The organism is Actinoplanes sp. NBRC 103695, assembly GCF_030269485.1.
In the GTDB taxonomy this organism is placed as follows: Bacteria; Actinomycetota; Actinomycetes; order Mycobacteriales; family Micromonosporaceae; genus Actinoplanes.
Genome location: NZ_BSTL01000028.1, coordinates 77,267 through 92,741, shown reverse-complemented (window position 1 = coordinate 92,741; position 15,475 = coordinate 77,267). Strand labels below are relative to the sequence as shown.

Sequence of the window (15,475 nt, the reverse complement as noted above, 5' to 3'; positions counted from 1 at the left end):
GTGACATCGCCGGTGGATCCCCGGGCCGTCCTGGCCGACACCCTGCTCCAACGCGAGGCGCTGGTCAGCCGGCTCGCCGAGGGCCGCCCGCCGCGCGACTTCGCCGGGCTCTACGTCGGTCACGAGGAGCTGGAACGCGCGCTCGCCGCCCTGCCCGGGCTGGACGGTCCCGGGCCGGAACGGGTGGCCGCGGTCCGCGCCGGGCTGGCCCCGCAGGTCTCCGCGGCGCGCTCCGCCTTCGAGGCCGCGCTGGGTGACGACTCCCGGTTCGCGGCGGTCGTCCGCCACGCGCGGCTGGACGTGGCCGAGGCCGAGGCGCTGGCCCTGGTGGTGGCGGTCGAGCAGTCCACGGCACGGCAACGCCTGGTGTCCTATGTGCAGGACTCCGTGCAGCTGCCGCGGCTGACGCTGGCCACGCTGGACCGGATCTTCGAGGACGCGTCGCCGATCACGCCGTCCGGCGGCCTCCTCCGCGCCGGCCTGGTGCAGCTGGCCGGCGAGGGCACCTGGGCGGTCCAGGCCGTCGCGGCCGGCGCCCGGCTGATCTGGCATCTGCGTGGCGACGACGCACCCGACCCCGCACTGCCTCCGGGGTGCTCGATCCGCCCCGGTCCGTCGGACTTCCACGAGCTCCTCCTCGTGCACGGCGCGGACCGGGAGAGCCGCCTGCGGGCGGTACCGGCCGACGGCCTTCTGATCTCCGCGCCGCCCGACACCGCCGCGGGCTGGTCGGCGGTCGTCCGGGAAGCGACGATCGGCAATCTCACCGTCGTGCTGGAACTCGCGGAGCCGCCGGGCCCGGCCGCCCGGGACGAGATCCGCAAGGCGTCCCACCTCGGCTTCGTGCTCAGCTCGCCGGGGGAGCAGCCGCTCGAGTCGGTGCCCGACCGGCCGTGGCGGGAACTGCGGGTCGTCGACGGTGAGGCGGACGCCGGGGACTGGCAGCGGGCGCTCGGGCGGGAACCCGACCCCGCGTACCGGCTCAGCCGCGAGCAACTCCGCCTGATCTCCGCGGCCGGCGACGACGGCGTCTCGGCGCGGGTCCGCCGGTTGGCCGGCGGCCACCTCGACAACGTGGCGGTCCGGATCCGGCCGCGCCGCTCCTGGGACGACCTGATCCTGCCCCCGCCCGAGGCCGAGCAGCTGCGGGAGCTCTCCGCCCGGCACCGCGGCCGGGAGACCGTCTACGGCCGGTGGCGGTTCAGCCCGCTGCCGTCCGCCGGGGTCGTCGCGCTGTTCGCCGGCCCGTCCGGCACCGGCAAGACGCTGGCCGCCGAGGTGGTGGCCGGCGACCTCGGCCTGGACCTCTACAAGGTGGACCTGTCCTCGGTGGTCAGCAAGTACATCGGCGAGACCGAGAAGAACCTGGAGCGGATCTTCGGTGCCGCCGCGGCCGGCGACCTGGTGCTCTTCTTCGACGAGGCGGACGCGCTGTTCGGCAAGCGGTCCGAGGTGAGCGACGCGCACGACCGGTACGCCAACATCGAGGTCGCCTACCTTCTGCAGCGGCTGGAGACGTACGAGGGGCTGGTCGTGCTCGCCACCAACCTGCAGCGCAACATCGACCCGGCGTTCCTGCGGCGCATCGCCGTGGCCGTCGACTTCGTCCCGCCCGAGGAACCGGAACGCCGCCTGATCTGGGCCCGCGCGTTCCCCTCGACGGCACCGGTCGCCGACCTCGACCTGGACTTCCTGGCCCGGCAGTTCAAGATCACCGGTGGCGTGATCAGCAACGCGGCCCTGGGCGCGGCGTTCCTGGCCGCCGCCGAGGACAGCCCGATCACCATGCGGCACGCGGTGCTCAGCGTGAAACGGGAGTTCCAGAAACTCGGGCGGCTGCGCACCGAGAAGGAGTTCGACCGCTACTTCGACCTGGTGAATCGAGACGCCGATGCTGCACCTGCTCGATGAGACGCTGGAGACCTTCCTGCGCAAGGTGGTGCCGCTGCCGGCCCGGGACGTCGACATCGCGTTCGAGGCGCCGGACGGCGAATGGTCGGCGGCGCTGTCCTCCAAGCCGACCGTCGACCTCTACCTCTGGGACGTGCGCCCCAACCTGGCCGACCGCGACTACGGCGAGGTGATCGTCGAGTCCGACGGCCGCCGCTTCCGCCGCGACCCGCTGCCCCGGGTCGACTGCCGCTACCTGGTCACCGCGTGGACCAGCGAGGTGCGCGACGAGCATTCGCTGCTCGGCGACGTGCTGTCCGCGCTGCTGCTGCACCCGGTGATCGAGGCCGAGCACCTGCACGGGCCGTTCGCCGAGGTCCGCCCGCTGCCGACGCTCAAGCTGCGCACCGGCGACGGCAGCGAGAACTCGGACTTCTGGTCGGCGCTGGGCGGCCAGCTCAAACCCGGCCTGGATCTGGTCGTCACGGCCACCCTGGACGCCGCGCTGCGCGGCCCGGCCGGCCCGCCGGTCGAGGTCGTCGAGTCCCGCGTCGCCGGCCTCGAAGAGATCCAGCTCGCCGCCCGGGGCCCCGACGAGCCCTAACAGGTCAGCGACACCTGGTCGAACTTCGCGCTGAAGCGTTCCGGCTCGGTGCCGTTCTGGGCGCGGTTCAAGACCGAGACCCCGGTGCGTACGGACTCCGGAAGCTCCATGGTCGCGTCGCCGAGATCGGTGAACCCGGGCTTCTCCGGCACCCGCCACCCGGCGTGCACCGTGTTCCCCTCGCGGCGCAGCTGGAGGATGACGCGGCCGGCGTCGGTGCGGACCAGGCCCTTGAGGCCCTTCGACGGCGGGTGGACCTTGACGTGCCGGCCGCCGTCGCGGTACTCGAACACGATCGCGCCGACGTTGCCGAAACCACGCTCCAGCCGGACGAACGACGTCGGGCTGTCCCACACCACCAGGCCGGCGCCCTGGTACCACTGGTCGGCCTGGACGGTCAGGTCGGCCTCGAGGGTGAAGTCGCCGGACTGTGCGCGCAGCAACATCGGCGCGGCGGTGTGGTCGGCGTAGATGTCGGCGCCGTCCGGCGCGTCCAGGGTCACCGCGCCGCCGCCGACCGCGAGCGCGGCGCCGGGTTGGGTGCGTTCCCACGCCGGGTCCAGGGCGCTGCCGTCGAAGGTGTCGTCGAACCCGCACGACGGCGGTGGCACGCTCGCGGTCGCGCTGTTCGACGGGCCGGCCGCGGCGGGGGTGTCCGGGTCGTCCCGGTCCGATCCCTTCCAGACGAAGAAGACGGCGGTCCCGATCGCGAGCAGCACCGCGACGGCGGCCGCGGCGATCACCAGCCCGCGCCGGCTGCCCGGTGCCGCGTCGGGCGCTGTCTGCGGCACGGGTGGGCTCACGGGCGGCGCGGATGGGCCGGCGGGCGGTGGGGGAGCGGCGGCGGTGCGGTCCAGGCCGGCCCGGGTCAGGAGCATCGGCGAGTCGTCGCTGTCCGGCACGTGCGGGAGTGGCGTCGCGGCCACGACCTCGGTCTCCGGCGCCTGGTGGAACATCTCGGTCGGGGCGTCGGACGGGTGCACCGCCCGGGTCTTCACCTCCGACACCGGCGTCTCCGGCGGCGTCTCCCGCCGTTTCCCGTAGGTGGTGCCCTGGGGAACCGGCGAGGGCTCGGGCGAAGGAGGCGGCGGCGCTGGAGTAGGCGTTGGAGGCGGCGTCGGAGTGGGTGGCGACGGAGTGGGTGGCGTGGGAGTGGGCGGCGGCGGGGCAGACACGATGCTCGTCACCTCGGCCGGCCGCGGCGCCGGGGTCTGGGCGCTCACCCGGGCCGCACCCAGCGCGACGCTGTGCTCCGCGTGCGGGTCGAGCACCACCGGCCGGTCGAACTCGGTGGACAGCAACTGGGACACCAGCGGCACCCGCGACGAGCCGCCCGCCAGCAGGAAGGCGCTCACCTGCTCCGTCGGAACCCCGGCCGAGCGCAGCGCCCGCCGCATCGCGCCGACCGTGTCGGTCAGCGCCGGCCGGATCATCGCCTCGAACTCGGCCCGGGTCAGCCGGACCCGGGTGTGCATCTGCGGCAGCGCCACCGGGATCAGCACCTCGGTGTCCTCGGACAGCGCCTCCTTGGCCTCGACACAGTCGCGGCGCAGCCGGGTCAGCGCCGACCGAACCTCCGGGTCGTTGGCGGACCCCAGCTTGTCGGCCGGCAGCGACCCCAGCACATGCTCGAAGACCGCCTCGTCGAAGTCCATGCCGCCGAGCTGCTCGATGCCCTCCGGCTGGCCGAGCACCTCGAAGCCGCCGGGGGTGCGCCGCAGCACCGCCGCGTCGAAGGTGCCGCCGCCCAGGTCGTACACGGCGATGACGTCTCCGTCGCGGACCCGCGACCCGGCCGCGTGCTCGATCGCCGCGGCCTCCGGCTCGGTGCGCAGCGCGGCCGGCGGCAGGTCGGCCAGCCGGGCCGCCTGCATGAACAGGTCACGTTTGTACGGGCCCCAGTTCGCCGGGCAGGTCAGCACCACCGAGCTCGGCGGGCCGCCCTGGGCGGTGACCGCCGCGCGCAGCACGTGCTCCAGCACCCGGGCGGTGAGCGCGTGCGCCGAGAACGGCGACCCACCGGCCAGGATCGGCACCGGGTCACCGATGCGCCGCTTGAACTCGCGCACCAGCCGCCCCGGATTGCCTTCGCCCCGGCGGGCGGCGGCGTCGCCGATCACAGTGCTGCCGTCGGGGGCCGCGAACACCAGCGACGGCAGCTCGGCCCGGCGCACGCCGAGCCGCAGCACCTCGACCGTGCCGTCCCGTGCGACGGCCGCGGCGGTGTGCGTGGTGCCGCAGTCGATTCCCAGCGTGTACGTCATTCGGGCGCCGTGAATGCCTCGAGCTGGTTCAGGCCCTGGAAGCCGGCGCCGTGGCCGCCGACCACGTACACCGTGCGGCCGATCAGGGCCGACCCGAGCCCGGCCCGCTGCGGGTCCAGCCTCGGCTGCGTCGCGGTGGCGCTCGGGGTGTCGCACCACCAGTCGCTGTACCCCTGGCCGGTCTCGCCGCCGACCAGGCAGGTGCCGATGCCGGCCACCCGGACCGCCGCGCCGCTGTGCACCGGCGGGTCGACCTCGACCGTCCGCGGCCGGGTGACCTTGCCCTGGGCGATCCGGTCGATCACGCCCGACGTGGTGTCCCGCTGCGCGTCCCGGCCGCCGAGCACCGACACCCCGCCCTCGTCGCCGCCGACCGCGGCCAGGTCCTGACGTGGCTCGGAGAGTCTGCCGATCGACGTCCACCGGCCGTCCTCCAGCGACCAGACGGTGTCCGCGGACACGCCGCCCTTCGTCGCGCCGCCGGCGTAGATCACGTGCGAGCCGTCGAACGCCGCCGCGCCGGCCGCCCGGGCCTCGGGCAGCGGCACGTCCGGCAGCCAGGCGGTGGCGTCCGGGCTGAGCTTGAGCACCTGGGTGGAGGCGCCGCCGTCCTGCGTCGCGCCACCCAGGAGGTAGAGCGTCCACGGCGTGGCGACCAGGACGCCGCCACTCGTCTGCCGGGGCAGCGCGGGTCCCGCGGACCACTTGCCGGACCTCGGGTCGAAGACGTACACGCTGGTCAGCTTCGCACCCTTGGCCAGCCCGCCGGCAACCCAGACCTTGTTCCGGTACGCGGTGACCGCGGCGCCGTCGACGGCCACGGGCAGGTCGGCCAGCCGCTTCCAGGCGCCGACGATCTGTGGTGCGACGGTCGACGGTGCGACGCCGAGGCTCGCGCCGGTGCCCGGGGTGGGACCGCCACCTCGGTTGTCCTCGTCGCCGTTGTTCGCGAGGAGGAACCACGTCGTGCCGCCGGCGATCAAGGCCACGGCCAGCGCGGCGGCGGTGATCGCGGCCGCGCGCCCGGTCCGCTTCGGCTGCGCCGGAAGCAGCGGCGCGGGCGCCGGCGGAGAGATCGTCCGCGCGGGCGGAACGGCGAGGAGAGGGGATCCTTGCGCCTTCGTCGGGTACGGAGCGGTCGGGTACGGCCGGGCCGGAGCATTCGGGTGCGGCGGGGCGGGAGCATTCGGGTGCGGCGGGGCGGGAGCATTCGGGTACGGCGGGGCGAGAGCATCCGGAATCGGCCGGGCCGGCGCCGAGACGACAGCGGCGGCGACGGGGCGGGCCGGGGGAGCGGCCATGACGGTCGTGCCGGAGGCCAGGGCCGCGCCCAGCGCGATGCTGTGCTCCGGGTTCGCGTCCAGTACCAGCGGCCGCCCGAACTCGGTGGACAACAACTCGCTGACCAGCGGAATCCGCGACGACCCCCCGGCCAGCAGGATCGACCGCAGGGCGCCCGCGTCGACCCCGGCCGAGCGCAGCGCCCGCCGCATCGCCGCGACCGTCTCGCGCAGCGCCGGGCTGATCATCCGCTCGAACTCGGACCGGTTGAGCCGTACCCGGGTGTGCACCGACGGCAACGCGACCGGGATCAGCACCTCGGTGTCCGAGGACAGGTCCTCCTTGGCGACCACGCACTCCCGGCGCAGCTGGCCGAGCGCCTCCACCACGGCCGGGTCGGCGGGATCGAGGTCGGCGGCCAGTGGGCCCAGCTGGTCGACGACGTGCGCGAGCACCGCCTCGTCGAAGTCGCCGCCGCCCAGCTGCTCGATGCCGGCCGGCTCGCCGAGCAGCTGGAACCCGGTGTCGGTCTTGCGCAGAACCGCCGCGTCGAAGGTGCCGCCGCCCAGGTCGTACACGGCGACCACCTCGCCGGGCCGGACCCGTTCCTGCGACGCGTACTGCACCGCGGCGGCCTCCGGCTCGGTGCGCAGCTCGACGTCGCGCACCTCGGCCAAGGTCATCGCCTGCAGGAGCAGTTCCCGTTTGTACGGACCCCAGTTCGCCGGATGGGTGACGCTGACCCGTGCGGGCGGACCCTCCTGACCGCGGATCACGGTCTCCCGCACGTGCTCCATGACGCGGGCGATCAACGCGTGCGCCGGGATCGGCGAGCCACCGACCAGCACCGGCACCGGGTCACCCAACCGGCGTTTGAACTCGCGGGCCAGGCGCGCGGGCTCGCGGGCGCCGCGACGCTCGGCGGCGTCGCCGACCAGCACCACGCCGTCCTCGCGGAGGAACACCAGCGACGGGATCTCGGCGCGCCGGCTGCCCAGCTGCACGATCTGGGCCTGTCCGATCTGGGCCGGGCCGAACGGGCCTTGTCCGATCGGCGCGGGCCCGTCGGTGCGCACGGCGGCAGCCGTGTACGTGGTGCCGAGATCGACGCCGAGGGTGTAGGCCACGCTCGCATTAAAGGCGGTCGGCGGCCGGAATCCCAACTCCGGGTGTGCGACATGCACCTTCGGCTGCACTGTCGCACCTTCTACCCACGCGCGTACGCGTGGACCCTCAACTCGGCGGCGAGGCTTCGAGGGGGTGCGGCTTGACGAGGGTCCTGATGGGCGACTTCAGCGCGCTGCATCGGCTCGGCATCGAGGCAATCCTCCGGCAGGACGGCATCGAATTGATGGACGCCGGCGACGACGTGCTCGCCCGCGTGCTGGAGGCCCTGCCCGACGTCATCGTGCTGGATCTCGACCGGCGCGCCACCACCGACCTGGTGCACGTGATCGTGCACCGCTTCCCCCGGGTCAAGGTGGTGGCCTGCTCGTCGATCCGGCCCACGGTGCGGGTCTTCCCGCCGCTGCACTACGGAGAGTTCTACGAGACGGATCTTGACCCCGCGCTGCTCACCAGCGCGGTGCAGGCCTGACAACGAAGGGTGTCATCCCATGGCCGCGTCGTACGGTGCCCCGGGCGTCTACATCGAGGAACAGCCGAGCGGCTCCATGCCCATCGAGGGGGTGGGTACCGCGGTGGCCGCGTTCGTCGGCTTCACCGAGCGCTACGACGTCGACCAGGGGGATCCCACCGACCCCGACGGCGTGAAGCCCCAGCTCGTCACCAGCTGGCCGCAGTACGAGCGTGTCTACGGCGGCTTCGTCCGCGGCGCCATGCTGCCGCACGCGGTGCGCGGCTTCTTCGAGAACGGCGGCAGCAAGGCCTACATCTGCCGGATCCCCGGCGGCTCCGCGGACGGCGGCAGCGGCGACGGGAACCCGACGCTGGTCCTGCCCGCTGCCGACAACCCGCAGACGCCCAGCCTGCAGCTCTCCGCGCTGAACCCGGGCGCCGCCCTCGAGGTCGAGGTGGTCCCGCCGGCGGCGGCCGAGGGCGAGGACGCCGGGGCGGCTGCCGGCGGCGAGTACACCCTGCGCGTCTACGAGGGCGGGCAGCTGCGCGAGGAACTGGGCGGCCTGCAGTTCAGCGGCCGCAGCGCGCGGACGGTCGAGCGTACGGTGAATGAAAGGTCGAAGTTCCTCCGCGTCGAGATGCAGCCGCTGCAGGGCGCCTCGCTGGCCGAGCGCACCCCGGCCGCCGGCCGCTACACGCTGCAGTCGCCGCCCGTCTCCGCCGTCGAGGTCAGCGTCAACGACCTGGCCGGCAACGAGTCCGACCGCACCGGCTACTCCGGCCTGGCCATCGCCGAGAACGTCACCATGGTCGCCGTCCCGGACCTGGTCACGGTGGCCACGAAGGAGGACGGCTCGATCGACGAGGAGCTGTTCCTCGGTGCCCAGAAGCAGCTGATCGACTTCTGCGAGGCCAGCCACAACAAGATGGCCATCCTGGACACCCCGCCCGGCCTCAACGCCACCCGTGCCCTGGAGTGGCGCTCCCGGCTGGCCCGCGACTCGGCGTTCGCCGCGCTCTACTACCCGAACGTGGTGGTGCCGAACCCGCTGGCCCGGCCCGGCGCGACCAACGGCGAGCTCTACCTGACCGTGCCCACCTCGGGTCACGTCGCCGGGGTCTGGGCGCGCACCGACGCGGCGCGCGGCGTGTGGAAGGCGCCGGCCAACGAGGCGGTCCGCGGGATCGTCCGGCTGGAGAACGACGTCACCAACGGCGAGCAGGATCTGCTGAACCCGGAAGGCGTCAACTGCATCCGCTCGTTCGGCAGCTACGGCACCAAGATCTGGGGCGCGCGCACGCTCGCCAAGACCGACCCGAGCTGGCGCTACATCAACGTCCGGCGGCTGTTCAACTTCGTCGAGGAGTCGATCCAGCGGGGCACCCAGTGGGCGGTGTTCGAGCCCAACGACTTCGACCTGTGGCAGCGCGTCAAGCGCAACATCACGTCGTTCCTGCGCGGCCTCTGGACCCAGGGCGCGCTCGTCGGCGCCACCCCCGAGCAGGCCTTCTACGTGCTCTGCGACGCCTCCAACAACCCGCCGTCCTCGGTGGACGAGGGCAAGCTGATCGTCGAGGTCGGCATCGCGCCGGTGAAGCCCGCCGAGTTCGTGATCTTCCGGATCAGCCAGTGGCAGGGCGGCGGCTCGGCCACCGACTGAGAACCGATCTTCGACTTCGCGGCGGAAGAACTCTGTAGGAGGTAAGCGATGCCAGACCTGATGACCAGTTTCAACTTCATCCTGGAGATCGGCGGGGTGGAGATGGCCAGTTTCCGTAAGTGCTCCGGCGTGGAGTCCGAGACGGAGACGATCGAGTACAAGGAAGCCACCAAGGACGGCCGGATGATCATCCGGAAGGTGCCCGGCGCGATGAAGTGGTCCGACATCACGCTCGAGCGCCGCATCGACGAGTCCAAGGCGCTGTGGGAGTGGCGCAAGCAGGTCGAGGACGGCGACATCGACGCGGCCCGCCGGGACGGTTCCATCGTCATCAAGGACTCGATGAAGTCCGAGGTGGCCCGCTGGAACTTCGAGCGCGGCTGGGTCTCCAAGTGGACCGGCGCCGAACTCGACGCCGGCAGCAACGAGGTGGCGACCGAGAAGGTGGTCATCACGCACGAAGGTCTGCATAGGGCATGAGCTTGCAGACCGAATTTCCGTTCACGCTCCCGAAGGGTTTCGTGGACGAGCACGGCACGCTGCACCGCACCGGGATCATGCGGCTGGCCTGCGCGCGCGACGAGATCGAGCCGCTGCGCGACGGCCGGGTCAAGGAGAACGAGGCGTACGCGACGGTGATCGTGCTGTCCCGGGTGGTGACCGAGCTGGGCACCGTGCAGCGGGTGACCACCAAGACCATCGAGTCGCTGTTCGTCAGCGACTTCGGATACCTGCAGGACCTGTACCGGATCGTCAACTTCCAGGACCCGAGCATCCTCGAGGCGCTGGAGCCCGGTACCCCTTTCCCGCAGACGTCCGTGGAGGTGGGCTAGGGCACTACGCCCACGACGAGCTGTGGCAGGAGATCGCTTTCCTGGCGTACCACCTGCACTGGGACCTCGACCGGCTGCTCGACCTGGAGCACGGGGACCGCATCCGCCTGCTCCAGGAGGTCGGCGGACTGAACGAACGCGCATGGCAAGGAGTGCAGGGTGGCTGACGCGCACACCGTCGACCCGCCGTTCGTCGGCAAGTTCACGTTCGAGATCGACGGAACGACCATCGGCGCCTTCACCGAGGTGTCCGGGCTGTCCGTGCAGATCGACGTGGAGGAACTCGCCGAGGGCGGGCAGAACGCCTACACGCACAAGCTGCTCGGCCGGATGAAGTGGCCCAACCTGATCTTCAAGCGGGGCGTCACGGACACCGACGCGCTCTTCGAATGGCTCATGACGGCGTCCGGCGACGGCCTGACCCGAGCGGGCAACAAGGTCACCCCGCGCAACGGCAAGATCAGCGTCCTCAACGCCAAGGGCGAGCCGATGCGCACCTGGACGATCATGGGCGCCAAGCCGGTCAAGTGGACCGGCCCGAAGCTCGCCGCCTCGTCCCGCGACCTGGCCATCGAGGAGCTGGAGGTGTGCCACAGTGGCTTCCGCTCGACGAAGTGACGGCCGGCCCCGGCTGCTCCCGCGGGTGCTGGGCCGGGTCGTGCGCCGCCTCACCGGCCGCCGCTCCCCGGGCGACAGCTCGCCCGGGCCGCGTCCAGGCGGCGCGTCGGCGGGGTGGCGGCCCGGGGACGCCACGGCGGGGTGGCGGCCCGGGGACGCGTCGGGCATGTCACGGCCGGTCGGCGCCGGCGTGGTCGGGGAATTGCCGGTGCGAGTGCCGTGGACGGTCATGCGCTGGTGGCAGGGCTATCGAGCGAGGCGAGCCGCCGAGTCGATCTTGAATTTCGGCGCAGCGGCCGCCACCTCCCCCACCCCTGCACCGGGTGGGTCGAACGTAGCGCCCGGGTCCGACAGTTTTCGACGCTCGTCCACAGGCTCGGACAGGGCCGGGAGAGTGCCGCGGCAGATCGGTGCGCCGCCGGTCATGCTGCGGGCGGCCGGAGCCCGGCGGGCGCCGCTGGCCGGGCCGCGTTCCGGCTCGCCGTCGGCCCGCGGGCTTCTGCGGCGAACCGCCTCGGTACGGCTCGGGCCAGGGCTGGCCGCCATGCCCCTGCCTGGACCGGATGTCAGCCCGGGAAATCCGATGCCGGTGCGGGCCGTTGCCCCGCCGGGCACGACCACTGTTTCGAGCCCTGTCGCGACTACGGCGACGACGGACTCCGGGATGTCGCGCGGCCCGGAGGCGAGGCGGGAGTCCCCGGGGAGAGGGGAGTCCGCCGGGAGGCGGGAGTCCGCCGGGAGGCGGGAGTCCCTGGGCCCGTGGGGGCTGGGTGTGGCCTCGCGGGGTGGCATGAGCCCTACCACCAGCGGTGAGGGCGGGGCGCGGGCGCCGATTCTGCGCAAGCCGGAAGCAGGGGTGGGCAGCGGCTCGCCTCTGGTGGCTCGGCCGGAGCAGGGGCCTTCGGTGTCCCACCCGGACGGTGTCGGGTATCTGCGGGTCATGGGGGCGGCGCCGTTGCCGCCGGGTAGCACGCCGGATCCTTCCGGGGCGGTCACTGTGACGCCCGCGCGCAGGGCCGGGCCGCAGCGGGGCGAACGGCCTGGACCCGGCAGCGAGGCCGGGCCGCGGGGCGGGACCGTTCCGGCACGCGTACCGGAAAAAGGCGCAACCCCGCGCCAACGCTGGGAGCGCGCCGTCTCCGAGCGACCCCTCGAAGCGCCGCGTGCTCTTCCTGCCGGGCTGCACGCCATGGCCGCGGCGATCTCCGGGCGGTCGCGGCCGCCGCTCTTCACGACCGGGCCGAACACCCGGCACGCGCTCGGGCAGGCGGGGGCGCTGGGGGCGACCACCGGGTCGGTCATTCACCTGCATGCCGCGCCCGCGCCGGGGCCGTCCGTCTCCGCCGTGCTGGCGCATGAGCTGACGCATACGCGTAGTCCGGTGCGGCGGCCACGGTTCTTCCTGGGTGGTGGGCTCGGTTCGCTGCTCGACGACGATGAGCGGTCGGCGCTGGCGGCCGGTGCGCAGAGCCTGGCCGGCCAGGGAAAGCAAGCCGCGTCAGGGCTGGCCGGCCAGGGCAGGCAAGCCGCGTCAGGGCTGGCCGGGGCGGCGTCGGGGTTGATCGGGCAGGGGCGGCAGATGGTCGACGGGCTGGCCGGGCAAGGGCGCAACGCGCTGGCCGGGGCGGGGGAGACCGCGGCCGGGATCGTTGATCGGCTTCCGGTGGGCGGGCTGGGCGGTGTCGGGCAGATGGCGACCCAGGCGGCCCGCGCAGCCGTTCTGCAGGCGACTGCCGGAGACGGGCCGCTCGGCCGGGCGCAGGACGTGGCGTCGGGCGCGCTCGACACCGCGTCCGGCTACGTGGATCAGGCGTCCGGAGCGGTGTCCGGACTGGCTGACCAGACATCGGGCTACGTGGACCAGGCCGCCGGCGCGGTGGGGCAGGCCACTGGCGCCGTGGGGCAGGCCGCCGGCGCGGTGTCGGGGATGGCCGGTGGGATCGCGGGCGCGGCGCAGCAGGCGCTCGACCCGGACCGCGTCGTGGAGATCGTGGAACAACGCCTGCTGCGCGAGATCGAGCGGCGCGGCGGCCGATGGGCAGGAGTGTTCTGATGACCGCACCCAGCGCGCCCGCCAAGGCGTTCCTCAAGACCGAGCAGGGGGACCGGATCGACTGCCTGTTCAACCCTTCGGAGCTGACCATCAGCAAGTCGAACACCTGGAACGCCTCCGAGAAGAAGGGCGGCAACGCGCCGGAGCTGCGCTTCCAGGGCGGCCAGTCGGGGACGTTGACGCTGACCCTGACGCTCGACACCACGGACACCGGCACCGACGTCACCGAGCACACCAACAAGCTGCTCGACCTGCTCAAGGTCGACCCGGCGCTGGCCGGCTCGGACCGGCAACGGAACAAGGCCCGGCCGCCCTGGGTGGAGTTCCACTGGGGGAAGCTGCACTCGTTCAAGGCGATCGTGGAGCGGCTCCAGCTGAAGTTCACGTACTTCGCCAGCGACGGCATGCCGCTGCGGGCCAAGGCCGACCTGTCGCTGAAGCAGTGGAAGGACGAGGCCGAGCGGCCGCTGCAGAACCCGACCTCGCACACCCCGACGCTGCACACCGTGCACCGCCTCGCGCACGGCGAGACGTTGGACCGGGTGGCCGCGAAGCACTACGCCGACTCGACCCGCTGGCGGCTGATCGCCGAGGCGAACCGGGTCGTCGACCCGCTCACGCTGGAGCCGGGCATGCTGCTGGTCATCCCCGAGCTGCCGGTGCGCCGCCGTGCCTGAGGCGGTCAAGCGCCTGGACGGCGTGGTCCTGACGGTGGACGGGCGGCCGCTGGCGCCGGAGCTCTATCCGCGCGTCACTCTGGTCCGGGTCGAGGAGTCGGTGCAGCTGCCCGACTTCTTCGCCATCCACTTCGACGATCCGCACTTCGAGATCTTCGACAAAGGCACATTCACCTTGGGTACGCGCGTGGAGATCGCCTTCCGGGCCGAGGGCGACCCGGTCGTGGTCACCACCGGCGAGATCACCGCGGTGTCCGTGGAGCCGGGCGGCGCCGGGCGGCACGAGCTGGTGCTCAACGGCTTCGACCTGACCCACCGGCTGGCCCGCGAACCCAGGTCGCGCAGCTTCCAGAAGGTCACCGACGCGGACATCGCGAGCCGGATCGCGGGGGAGTACGGCCTGGACGCCGACGTGGACGCGACCGGCGCCGCGCACGAGTACGTGCTGCAGGCGGGCGAGACCGACTTCGCGTTCCTGCGCCGCCGCGCCGCCCGGATCGGCTTCGACGTCTGGGTCAGCGAACGCACCTTCCACTTCAAGAAGACGCCGCGCGCCGGTGGCACTCCGCCGAAGCTGCGCTACGGGCAGAACCTGTCCCGGTTCGCGGTCCGCTTCTCGGCCGGGGAACGCAGCGACGAGGTGCAGATCCGCGGCTGGGACCACCTGGGCAAGGAGGCCATCGAGGGCCGCTCCACCGAGACCGACCTGGGTACCGACGCGCCGGCCGCGCAGGAGATGTCGGACGCGGCCGAGCGCGCGTTCGGGCGGGTGAAGCGCAACGCCGGCCAGTTCCCGGTGGTCGACCAGGCCGAGGCGGACGCGCTGGCGAAGTCGCTGCTGCTGCGGGCCTCCGGCGAGGAGGCGGTGCTGCGCGGGGAGGCCGCCGGGGATCCGATGATCGGGTCGGGCGCGACCGTTCAGATCGAAGGCGTCGGCTCCCGCATGACCGGAAAATGGCGAGTGACCAGTGTGGAGCACACGTACGGCGCCGGCCGGCCGTACCTCACGAGGTTCGTCTGTGGGGGTAAGGAGCCTGGATCCCTGGCCGACATGACGACGCCGACCGAGAAAAAAGGTTGGAACGGCCTGGTCATCGGCGTCGTGACCAACAATGACGACCCGGAGAAGCTCGGCCGCGTCAGGGTCAAGTTCCCCACGTTGTCCGCCGACGACGAGAGCGCCTGGGCGCGCGTCGCCACCCCCGGCGGCGGCAAGGCGCGCGGCATGCAGTGGCTGCCCGAGGTCGACGACGAGGTGCTGGTCGGCTTCGAGCTCAACGACCACACCCGGCCGGTCGTGCTGGGCGGCCTGTGGAACCGCACCGACGCGATCCCCGAGCCGGGCGCCGCCACCGGTGGGAAGGTCGAGCAGCGTCTGCTGGTCAGCCGCAAGGACTCCCGGCTGGTGTTCGCCGACGAGGACACCCCGACGGTCACGCTCAGCCTCGGCGGCACGACCTGCCTGGTGAAGCTGGACAAGGCCGAGTCGCAGGTCACCGGCGAGCAGAAGCTGGTGCTCTCCGCGACGAACATCGAGATCAAGGCGACCCAGAAGCTCGCGCTCTCCGGCGCGCAGGTCGAGATCACCGCCTCCGGACCGCTGACCCAGTCCGGCAAGCCGATCAGGTTGAACTGATGCCGCAGCCCGTAGCCCGCCAGAACGACCCGGTCATCGGGGTGGACACGCACATCCTGCTGACCCCGTCGCCCACGCCCACCCCGCTGCCCTTCAACGGGAAGCTGATGGCGCAGTTGTCCACCGATGTGCTGGTCAACGGCCTACCGGCGGCGATCCAGGGCAGCGTCGCGCAGAACATGCCGCCACACGTCGCGCCCGCCAGTTTCAGCAAGCCGCCGACCAACATGGGACGCGTGGTGGCGGGCTCGCCGGCCGTCCTCGTCAACGGCAGACCGCTGGCCCGGGTCGGTGACCCGGTCGCCACCTGCAACGACCCGGTCGACCTGCCGGTCAGCTCCATCACCGCGGGCTCCACCGACGTGATGGCGGGGTGATCG

The 15,475-nt window shown here is 72.7% G+C and carries 14 protein-coding genes; 12 read left to right on the top strand and 2 right to left on the bottom strand.

The features are described 5' to 3' along the window. Together QSK31_RS37985 and QSK31_RS37980 are read left to right on the top strand one after the other, a co-directional pair. A complete protein-coding gene (locus QSK31_RS37985; protein ID WP_285689551.1) occupies window positions 1-1,911 on the top strand; it encodes an ATP-binding protein in 1,911 nt (636 codons plus the stop codon). After that, a complete protein-coding gene (locus QSK31_RS37980; RefSeq protein ID WP_285689549.1) occupies window positions 1,892-2,494 on the top strand; it encodes a Pvc16 family protein in 603 nt (200 codons plus the stop codon). Before QSK31_RS37985 ends, QSK31_RS37980 begins: the two co-directional genes overlap by 20 nt. Here the strand turns inward: QSK31_RS37980 and QSK31_RS37975 are convergent. Together QSK31_RS37975 and QSK31_RS37970 are read right to left on the bottom strand one after the other, a co-directional pair. Then, window positions 2,491-4,758 (bottom strand): Hsp70 family protein, encoded by a 2,268-nt coding sequence (locus QSK31_RS37975; protein ID WP_285689548.1) that lies wholly within the window; start codon window positions 4,756-4,758, stop codon window positions 2,491-2,493. The genes QSK31_RS37980 and QSK31_RS37975 overlap by 4 nt on opposite strands. Next, window positions 4,755-7,166: an Hsp70 family protein gene (locus QSK31_RS37970; RefSeq protein ID WP_285689547.1), complete on the bottom strand. Its 2,412-nt coding sequence runs from the start codon at window positions 7,164-7,166 to the stop codon at window positions 4,755-4,757. The genes QSK31_RS37975 and QSK31_RS37970 overlap by 4 nt, the downstream gene beginning before the upstream one ends. 140 nt (window positions 7,167-7,306) lie before the next feature. On the opposite strand from QSK31_RS37970, the gene QSK31_RS37965 reads away from it, so the two are divergent. The 10 genes from QSK31_RS37965 to QSK31_RS37925 all read left to right on the top strand — a co-directional run bounded on the left by QSK31_RS37965 (window position 7,307) and on the right by QSK31_RS37925 (window position 15,472). Then, complete coding sequence (locus QSK31_RS37965) at window positions 7,307-7,636, top strand: helix-turn-helix domain-containing protein (RefSeq protein ID WP_285689546.1); 330 nt, start codon at window positions 7,307-7,309, stop codon at window positions 7,634-7,636. A 19-nt stretch (window positions 7,637-7,655) separates the two neighbouring features. After that, window positions 7,656-9,278 (top strand): phage tail sheath family protein, encoded by a 1,623-nt coding sequence (locus tag QSK31_RS37960; RefSeq protein WP_285689545.1) that lies wholly within the window; start codon window positions 7,656-7,658, stop codon window positions 9,276-9,278. Between the two features lie 48 nt (window positions 9,279-9,326). Further along, entirely contained in the window at window positions 9,327-9,758 is a 432-nt protein-coding gene (locus QSK31_RS37955) for a phage tail protein (RefSeq protein WP_285689544.1), read from the top strand. Next, a complete protein-coding gene (locus tag QSK31_RS37950) occupies window positions 9,755-10,111 on the top strand; it encodes a hypothetical protein (protein WP_285689543.1) in 357 nt (118 codons plus the stop codon). The genes QSK31_RS37955 and QSK31_RS37950 overlap by 4 nt, the downstream gene beginning before the upstream one ends. Then, entirely contained in the window at window positions 10,006-10,278 is a 273-nt protein-coding gene (locus QSK31_RS48965; RefSeq protein WP_352244538.1) for a DUF6760 family protein, read from the top strand. Before QSK31_RS37950 ends, QSK31_RS48965 begins: the two co-directional genes overlap by 106 nt. Further along, window positions 10,271-10,729 (top strand): phage tail protein, encoded by a 459-nt coding sequence (locus QSK31_RS37945; protein ID WP_285689542.1) that lies wholly within the window; start codon window positions 10,271-10,273, stop codon window positions 10,727-10,729. The genes QSK31_RS48965 and QSK31_RS37945 overlap by 8 nt, the downstream gene beginning before the upstream one ends. A 790-nt stretch (window positions 10,730-11,519) precedes the next feature. After that, on the top strand, window positions 11,520-12,782 hold the full coding sequence (locus QSK31_RS37940; protein ID WP_285689541.1) for a hypothetical protein: 1,263 nt from the start codon (window positions 11,520-11,522) through the stop codon (window positions 12,780-12,782). Beyond that, the gene (locus QSK31_RS37935; protein ID WP_285689540.1) at window positions 12,782-13,459 is read left to right on the top strand and encodes a CIS tube protein; all 678 of its coding nucleotides are present in this window, start codon (window positions 12,782-12,784) and stop codon (window positions 13,457-13,459) included. Before QSK31_RS37940 ends, QSK31_RS37935 begins: the two co-directional genes overlap by 1 nt. Further along, on the top strand, window positions 13,452-15,095 hold the full coding sequence (locus QSK31_RS37930) for a VgrG-related protein (protein ID WP_285689539.1): 1,644 nt from the start codon (window positions 13,452-13,454) through the stop codon (window positions 15,093-15,095). The genes QSK31_RS37935 and QSK31_RS37930 overlap by 8 nt, the downstream gene beginning before the upstream one ends. Beyond that, window positions 15,095-15,472, top strand: coding sequence for a PAAR domain-containing protein (locus tag QSK31_RS37925; protein WP_285689538.1), 378 nt, complete (start codon window positions 15,095-15,097; stop codon window positions 15,470-15,472). Before QSK31_RS37930 ends, QSK31_RS37925 begins: the two co-directional genes overlap by 1 nt. Window positions 15,473-15,475: the final 3 nt, after the last annotated feature.

What these genes read in the sequence shown, in the direction of transcription:
- QSK31_RS37940 (WP_285689541.1), top strand. Translation starts at nt 11,520, where the DNA reads ATGAGCCCTACCACCAGCGGTGAGGGCGGGGCGCGGGCGCCGATTCTG.
- QSK31_RS37955 (WP_285689544.1), top strand. Translation starts at nt 9,327, where the DNA reads ATGCCAGACCTGATGACCAGTTTCAACTTCATCCTGGAGATCGGCGGG.
- QSK31_RS37950 (WP_285689543.1), top strand. Translation starts at nt 9,755, where the DNA reads ATGAGCTTGCAGACCGAATTTCCGTTCACGCTCCCGAAGGGTTTCGTG.
- QSK31_RS37935 (WP_285689540.1), top strand. Translation starts at nt 12,782, where the DNA reads ATGACCGCACCCAGCGCGCCCGCCAAGGCGTTCCTCAAGACCGAGCAG.
- QSK31_RS37980 (WP_285689549.1), top strand. Translation starts at nt 1,892, where the DNA reads ATGCTGCACCTGCTCGATGAGACGCTGGAGACCTTCCTGCGCAAGGTG.
- QSK31_RS37975 (WP_285689548.1), bottom strand. Translation starts at nt 4,758, where the DNA reads ATGACGTACACGCTGGGAATCGACTGCGGCACCACGCACACCGCCGCG.
- QSK31_RS37960 (WP_285689545.1), top strand. Translation starts at nt 7,656, where the DNA reads ATGGCCGCGTCGTACGGTGCCCCGGGCGTCTACATCGAGGAACAGCCG.
- QSK31_RS37925 (WP_285689538.1), top strand. Translation starts at nt 15,095, where the DNA reads ATGCCGCAGCCCGTAGCCCGCCAGAACGACCCGGTCATCGGGGTGGAC.